Here is a 7,419-nt window from a genome sequence, read left to right as displayed (position 1 = left end):
GCGCCGTACCATCCGCAAACGCAGGGAAAGATCGAGCGCTCGATCGGTCGCTTCGTCGAGCACTACAACCACCGGCGCTACCACGAGTCACTGGACAACGTGACTCCAGCCGATGCATATCATGGGCGGCGCACCGCGATCCTGACGCGCCGCGAACAGATCAAGAAGAAGACGATGGCTCGTCGTGAGCGGCAGAATCTACGTGCGGCCTAGGCGGGCAAACGTGCCGGAAGTGTCTCTTATAAATCAGGCCCACTGATCCCGACGTCTTTGACGACGTACAGACCGAGGATCTTGGCCGTTGCCGGCGTTGCGAATGCATGCAGGAGGAGGAGGGTCAAAATCGTCGAGCGGTTCATGGTGGCCGCCTTTTGGCGGCTTCTGGCTCTGCCGGCTGAGTGACCAACGGGCGCAAGCGAATGAAAGTCTCGAAAGGAGTGCGCTCAATCGGCCGGAACGAGGTTCCATGGCCGATTCTCACGACTTGGCGAAGTCGCGGCGCCCGGGCGGCGAAGTCGGAGCGGCCGGGTCAAGCGTCCCAGGTGAGAGGCCGGTCCGGATCCGGCTCGTACGAGCACAGGTTGCCCGTCCGGATCGTCGCGCTCAGCGACCGACCGAGAGCCGGGTGCCCTTCTTGGATTCGTTCGATCGCCCGCTTGATCGCCCGGGTGACGTTGAGACGAGCTCGTTCGACGTCGGAGCCCGCGCGTCGCGGTCGGCCACCGGGGCCCAGAGCCTGAGCCAGCTCCTGGGCAAGAAACTCGATCTCGCTCTGCAGGGCGGCTTCCCGGCCGATGTCGTTGTTCTCTTCGGCTTCATCGCGCTCGGCGCGCAGCGCGCGCAACCGGTTGCGATAGCTGTCGATCGCGGTTGTATCGATGCCCGAAAGAGCGTCGTCGATGGGGCGCCGTCGGTCCGGAACCGAGCTCTGCGTCCGCTGCGTGGGGTCGGTCAGTTCAAGGAGTTCGATCGACGGGAACTCCCGTTGCGGGTGCCTCAGAAGATGAGTCAGATAGGCGAGGCCTTTGCTGTCCTTGATTTGGATCTCGTCCGCATTCGTGCGGATCGTCCAGTAGTCTCCCGTGCGCCGGATCGTTGCCCTTGCCTCGAGCGTCTTCGGGGCCGAGGTGTTTCCGGGGGCCGATTCGCCGGTTTCGTGAGCCGCACGCAAACGGTCGAGGGCGGCACGTGCGGCGTCTCGGATGCGAACCATGCCCAACGCCTCCGCGTCTCGTGCGGATCGCGCCAACAGCTCCCGCGCCTGCGCCGGGTCTTCTTTCGCAAGCCAAAGCCCCCATGCGAGCCTCGTCTTCGTCGTCAGGGGAGCCGCATCCAGTCTGGATTCCAGTTCGAGGCCAGACGCAAAGTGGCCTTCGGCATCGTCGTCGCGCCCGGCGACGTCCGCGAGCGCACCCAGGAGGGAGTCGACCGCACCGTGGCAAGCCGTGGCGTTTCCGAGCACCACGAGACGACCGGCATAGGGTACGAGCTCATCATAAAGCGTGCGGGCGACCTCAGCGTCCCGAAGTCCGACGGAAACCTCGCCCGCGAGGGTCAACGCTCCGAGGTAGGCAGGAGTGTCCTCGATTGTATCGAGGCCATCGGACATGAAGAGGGCGAGTTGCTCGCGAGCCTGCCCTCGTCTGTCGGTTTCGAGGTACATCATCGCCATTCCGGCTCGCCAGGCGGAATGGCCGGGATCCAGGTTTACGAGCATGGTGATCGCGGTCTCGAGCTCGTCGAGGGTTCCACGAAGCCAGCAGAACTGAAATCGGAAGACCCCGTGGAGGATCGGCGCATCGCTGAGGTTCGCGCGCATTCCAACGGATAGAGCGTCGTTGGCGATCTGCTCGGCGGCCGCGAAGTCTCCCCGAAGGAGGGCTTTCGTGGCAGAGAAGATCCGGCTCTGCCACACCAACGCCGGTGTGCGCGACTCTTGCGCGATCGATTGAAGGCAATCGATCTCCGCCCAAGCCTCTCGGCAGCGCGCGGACTCTAGGAGGTCGATCGCCTTCCACAGGCGCGAGGCGAACTCCAGAAAGCGAGATGGAACCGAGTGGCACAACTCCAATCCTTCCGTCGCGACGGCGAGGCGCTCTTCGAGGTTCTTCGGTCCCCAGATTCCGAAGCGGGCCAGGGAACAGCAATGGGCGAGAAGGTCGCGATCGCCACTTTGCCGTGCCCGGGCCAGCATGTCGCGGGTCAATTCTTCTCCGCGAGCTGCGCGCCCACAGAAGCGCAGCTCGCCCGCGAGACGGCTCACGAGATGCATACGCAGCAGAGACTCCTGCAGCGGTGTCCTGGCCAGTGCCTCTTCGAGCCGCTCGACGGTCCGTTCGTTGACCGGACCGGCGATATGCCACGGCCCGAGCGTCCCCAGAGTGGCCCAGCAGAAAATCGTGTCGTCCTGCAAGTCTCGGCCGATGGCGAGAGCTTCCTCGAAGATCTCGCGCGAGCGTTCCCAGCCGCCGGCCCACCCATGGGCCGAGCCGGCCTGCAGCAACAGGCCGCCGAACTCGCGCCGCTCTTTGGGTGCATGCAAGCGGTGCGCTTCGATCGTGCGGTCGTAGAACAGGGCCGCCTCGTCGAAGGCAAGAAGTTTCTCGGCCCTTTGGGCCGCCCGATGATTGTACCGCCCGGCCCGCACCGCTTCTCCGGCCAGGGCGCACTCGTAGCTGTGGGAGGCGAGCTGGGTGAGATGCAACTCGGAATTCGCGTCGGTTTCGGATTCGAGCGCGAGGACCGCGCGGCGATGTAGCTCACGACGCTCACTGGGCTGCATCGCTCGACAGAGCGCTTTGCGAATCAGGGAGTGTGTGAACTGATAGTGCGTCAACTTTCCAGGGACTGGTTGCGTCAGGTCGGCTACGCACGCCTCGTCCAGCGCAGCGATGACCGCGGCGTGCTCCAGCAGGGTTTCGGTGTTCTGCCCGAGCATCTTCGATACCATGGAGACTTCGAAACGTTCGCCCACAATGGCGGCCGCCTTCAAGAGATGCCGGGTTGCAGCTTCGAGTCTGGCGACCCGCTGAAGAACGAGGGAGTGGTAGTCCTCAGGCGACCCCGCATGGCGCGTTTCACCTCGGGGTGGATCGTGGGCGGTGGTTCCTTCCGTGCCTCGATCGCCGTCGAGGTGGTCTCGCGCCGCCTCGCGCAGGAAGAGCGGGTTTCCCCCGGCGTTGGCCACGAGGGGCGCCATCTCGGACTCCGGGATTATTCGGCCCGCAACGTGGCCCACGAACGTTCTCGCCTCGGTCGGATCAAGGCCCTCGAGATGAATCTCTTCGCGGGTGTGCTCGTGGGACCACGAGCGAATCGAGTCGAGGCTGCGATCCGCGGCGTCGGCGTCGGCGTCGGCGGAGTCGTGGGTCGAGAGGAGAAGAAGGGGCACGCGGGCCAATTCGCGGGCTGCGAACCCGAGCAGAAGGGCGGAGGCCTTGTCCGCCCATTGAACATTTTCGAACACGCAAACGAGCGGCTGTTGCAGGGCGGTACGCTGGATGAAGCCGGAGATTTCGTCGAAGAGTTCGAGCCGTGCCTCGTCGTTGGCATGGGCGAGTGCAAATGGTGCGTCGCTGCGCTCGCTCGCGTGGCCGCTGCGTGCAGCCCCAAACGCCTCGATTCTTGTCGCGTACTGTGTGTCGGGCAGGTCCCGCAGGATCTGGGTCCACGCCCAGAAGGGATGCGCCGCCGTTCTCTCCTGACAGCGGCTTTGCGCCACACGGAGCCCCTGCTCGCGCGCGCGCGCGCAGACGTTCTGCACGAGAGTCGCTTTGCCGATGCCGGGGGCGCCGATGACCGAGATGAAGCGACCCTGACCAGACCGAACCTGGCGCAAGTTCGCGTCGAATCGATCCAGGAGCGCCTTTCGGCCCACAAACACTCCCGGCTTCGAAGTCCGGTCCTTCCCTGCGAGCTTCCGTGGCATACCCGACGGATATAAAGCCCATATTGGGCGACCTAGTCGAGCGGATCCTCGCCTGGGGGTCCAGGGACGGTTGGACCCGAGCTGTGGTCGTACTCGTGGACGACGCCGCCCGGCGTGAAGACGGCAAAGAGCGCGAGTGCTCCCAGCGCGGCAATCCACCGCCGCCTGCCCTGGTCCCGTCCTTGCATGCCCAGGTGACCGCCAGCGCACCATCGAGCTCGTCTCGTCCGAATCCTATTCGCGAGGAAGTCGCAGTGGGAATCTTGCCGAACGACCCCCAACTCGATTTCCAGGTGGGCCTTGAAACGCGCCGGCAAGACGACGGGCGAAGGAGCGGAGACACGCCCCAACCGCCTCCGCGAACAGATTCGCGAGCACGTGACTCCGGGCCACGATTCCGCGCCTTGAAGTGCTGGGCCGCCTCGAGGTCACCAAGTAGCCCCTGAGTCACGCCGACCTCGCCGAGGAGCTCGTTCCCCTCGGGTTCGACTGAGCGATGATGTACCGCAACCTCAACGACCTGGTCGGAGTGGGCCTCGCGAGTCGTGTGGAGCTAGGGGATCACGTCGGGCGCTTCGAGAGCCGCGCGGATCGCCCGAAGGCAGACAGGGAGCACCCGCACTTCCTCTGCAACCACTGCGGCGAAGTTGTTTGCCTACCGACTCTCAAGATCCCGATGCTGGGCAAGGCGAGCTCGCAGATCCGCGATGTTCAGGACGTCGTCCTGCGCGGGCGCTGCGCGTCCTGTTGACGCCGGGACTGCGACCGCGGCCCCAGAATCGTTATAGCAATCGAATCGCGGTAGGCGTCGCAGTCATGAGAGCAACGGACCAACGCGCCATGCCGGAGCGGACGATCGGCCGAAGCCGCCCAGCCGCTGCGCCGCGGCCGCTGGGACCCGAAAACCGGACCTGGATCTAGGATTCGCGGTGGAGGCTACCCGGCAACCCGGGCAAATAAGCCGTTTAGGTCGAGTACCGCCTCTCGAACGGTACTGTCTAGCGCCCCAGGCGGGAAGAACAGGGTCGGTGATGCCAAAGAAGATCGCGACCGCTAACGCGATGAGTACGAACACCCACTTGTATGAGAGGCTCTTCATCCGTTCATGAGGCAGAAAGAGGCGCACGCATACGTCCGGTAAAGCGCCGTTAAGTCGTCTTGGAGCCAAAAAGAGGCTTTCTGTCGGCTATCCGTATATCCATGGGGCACTTTTCAAAAAGATCTATATCATATTCGATTTAATGGACTTTTTACAACGCCATGACTGTAGTGCACATCAAGTTTTTTTTACGCAACCCTCTTTCATTAGCCCAACCCCTACTTGCCCTGAGGTTGCACAGCTCACTCCGCGATCGGGAAAACCTGCGGCTACCAATCAGAATCAGCACATGCACAGCGAGAGAATCGCTGGCGTCATCACGTGTGAATCAAAATGAGGGGCACAACTCGAACTCTCCAAGCGCTGTCTGCGGCCTGCTTATCAAGCGGGCCAAGCACGGCGTTTCTGCGTTTGCGCGTCAGGCATCAAACCCTCATCTTGACGCGCAGAGAGCTCCCGGGAGAGCGTTTGGAAGCCACAAGCCGCGCCCACGAACTCAGGTGCAGCCCCATGAAGATCTCGATTCGGACGCTGGCCATCGCGTTGGGGTCCTCGTTTACCTCTGCCTCTGACCCACGCATTGCGGTTTGACCTGCGGGGGCGCAGGACATCAGCTTGCTAGGGGCAGGGCGGTGCCGGCGGACAGGACGCGGGTGATGGAGCGAGCTTCGCCTTGAAGAGTCCCTTACCCCGGGGGCTCAGTGGCTCGATGCCGGAATCACTGATCACTATGCCACCGAAAACTGCACAATAAGCCGTATCCCCACTTTCGACCCGCACCGCTACGGCCTCCTGCGCGGGTTCATTGAGCGAGTAGGTAATAGGTGCGCGGCGGCCCGCGCACGTGATGCGCAGCTGCTGACCATCCTTGATGGTCACCGAACGGCAGGGCCCGAACCGTGCCTGGGAATCTCTGTAGTTGTAAGTCGGGCCAGTGATGGAACCGCTTTGGCGCCATGCTTCCCCCGCGGGAAGGTCGTAGCAGGCAACGTCGTTACCGCCTGCGGCATTGTAGAACTTCACCGTCAGGCCACCCAAGGCGGGGTTGATGCCCGATTCGGGGGACGTGTCGATGGCGGGATCCTTGAGCGAAAGAACGATCTTGCGCCGCGTAGCGTCGGTCTTGTCCTTGATGAGGAGGCTATTGCCCGCCACCGCCGTTGCTTCGTTTGGCTCATCTTGCGAGAGCGTGAATCGAGAGAGAATGTTCCAGGCATATGATGCAATCGAGAAGTTATTTGAATTGTCGTAGATGATATGGTCCCCGTTCAGGCTACATAATGTCGTCTCCACTCCGTCGGCGCACTGCGTAAACGTCTCGCAGGGCCCGTTCACGACTGGTGAACCTGCGCACTGATTCTTTTCCGCCCAGCTTGCAAAACTCTCTTGCGACGCGGGTGCCCAGAACGTGCCCGCGTAAGGAACGACCGAATCCCCAAGCCCGTGGAAATGAGCCACCGTGATGGGTCGAGATGGCTCGCATGCCGTGAGCGGAAGAATTCCAAGCGGAAAAGCTACAGGCGCCGTGGCTGCAAAGACTTCACTCGCCTCACAGGCGAGACGATGCGAGAGAGCGCCACCATTCGAGAGGCCCGTGGCGTAGACCCGTTCGGGATTTACTGTGAATTCGACCGAGATCGCCTCGACGATCGCCAGCGCCAAACCCACATCGTCGAGCCCCGCAGCCCACGCGTCGCCGCAGCAAAACGTCGCGGCGTTCCAGGAATTGCCGAGACCTTGCGGGTAAGCGACGATGAAATTTTCCGCGTCTGAAACCTCACGGAACCCCGACATGGCGGCTTGCTCATTGCTGTTCGAAGTATAGCCATGAAAGTCCATGACCAGCGGGACTGCCGAACCTGCAACATAACTCGGTGGAACGTGGACGTTGTAGGTGCGCGTCCGCCCGTCGAAGACAATCGAACGGGCGTAGTCCCCCGGGTTCGACTGCGCGGCCACCGGAGCCACGTTTGCAGCGTCAAGCAGGGCCAGAACTCCCACCGCCAGCGAAATGGAAAGATATCTTTTCGTCACACTCACGTGTTCTAACATGAGCGCCTGGTTCAAGCGTCTGCTTTTGAGTGTTTCGGTTTCATTTTCAGCGCCAGGCGGGCTTTTGACGGCAGAGCCTGCCGCAAACGCTTTCTCTTAACGGCGAATATCAAGGGCTCCGCTACGTCGAATCGGAAAGCGCATGGGAGACGGTAGGAAACATGCTTAATGAAGATTGCCCAATCGTATCCGAAATAGTGTGTTCGGGTTCAGAGACGGTTGGACCAAATAGGTCGATGAAATAAGAGACACTCCCGGCCCAAACGGAAGGAGAATCCGATGGGAAAGGGAGAAAGCGCGGAGAAGGTCGTCCGCGACATTCAGCGCAAGACACGACGTC

5 protein-coding genes are annotated in these 7,419 nt (G+C 62.4%); 2 read left to right on the top strand and 3 right to left on the bottom strand.

Going from position 1 to position 7,419, the window contains the following annotated elements:
• Positions 1–213, top strand: a 213-nt coding sequence (locus tag P8R42_19385) for an IS3 family transposase (GenBank protein MDG2306771.1), incomplete at its 5' end; no start/stop codon positions are given.
• A gap of 316 nt (positions 214–529) precedes the next feature.
• On the opposite strand, the gene P8R42_19380 is transcribed toward P8R42_19385, so the two are convergent.
• Together P8R42_19380 and P8R42_19375 are read right to left on the bottom strand one after the other, a co-directional pair.
• Entirely contained in the window at positions 530–3,928 is a 3,399-nt protein-coding gene (locus P8R42_19380; GenBank protein MDG2306770.1) for an AAA family ATPase, read from the bottom strand.
• A gap of 32 nt (positions 3,929–3,960) precedes the next feature.
• Positions 3,961–4,116, bottom strand: coding sequence for a hypothetical protein (locus tag P8R42_19375; GenBank protein ID MDG2306769.1), 156 nt, complete (start codon positions 4,114–4,116; stop codon positions 3,961–3,963).
• A gap of 308 nt (positions 4,117–4,424) precedes the next feature.
• Between P8R42_19375 and P8R42_19370 the strand changes: the two genes are divergently transcribed.
• Positions 4,425–4,679, top strand: a complete 255-nt coding sequence (locus tag P8R42_19370) for a transcriptional repressor (protein ID MDG2306768.1) — start codon at positions 4,425–4,427, stop codon at positions 4,677–4,679.
• A gap of 966 nt (positions 4,680–5,645) precedes the next feature.
• On the opposite strand, the gene P8R42_19365 is transcribed toward P8R42_19370, so the two are convergent.
• On the bottom strand, positions 5,646–7,094 hold the full coding sequence (locus P8R42_19365; GenBank protein MDG2306767.1) for a PHB depolymerase family esterase: 1,449 nt from the start codon (positions 7,092–7,094) through the stop codon (positions 5,646–5,648).
• Positions 7,095–7,419: the final 325 nt, after the last annotated feature.

Source organism: Candidatus Binatia bacterium (genome assembly GCA_029243485.1).
In the GTDB taxonomy this organism is placed as follows: domain Bacteria; phylum Desulfobacterota; class Binatia; order UBA12015; family UBA12015; genus VGTG01.
Note: the sequence above shows the minus strand (reverse complement) of the source record. Positions and strands in the feature narration are given on the sequence as shown.

Bases quoted from the DNA above. Each gene is read 5' to 3' on its own strand.
- P8R42_19380 (MDG2306770.1), bottom strand. From the start codon at position 3,928: ATGCCACGGAAGCTCGCAGGGAAGGACCGGACTTCGAAGCCGGGAGTG.
- P8R42_19375 (MDG2306769.1), bottom strand. From the start codon at position 4,116: ATGCAAGGACGGGACCAGGGCAGGCGGCGGTGGATTGCCGCGCTGGGA.
- P8R42_19370 (MDG2306768.1), top strand. From the start codon at position 4,425: ATGATGTACCGCAACCTCAACGACCTGGTCGGAGTGGGCCTCGCGAGT.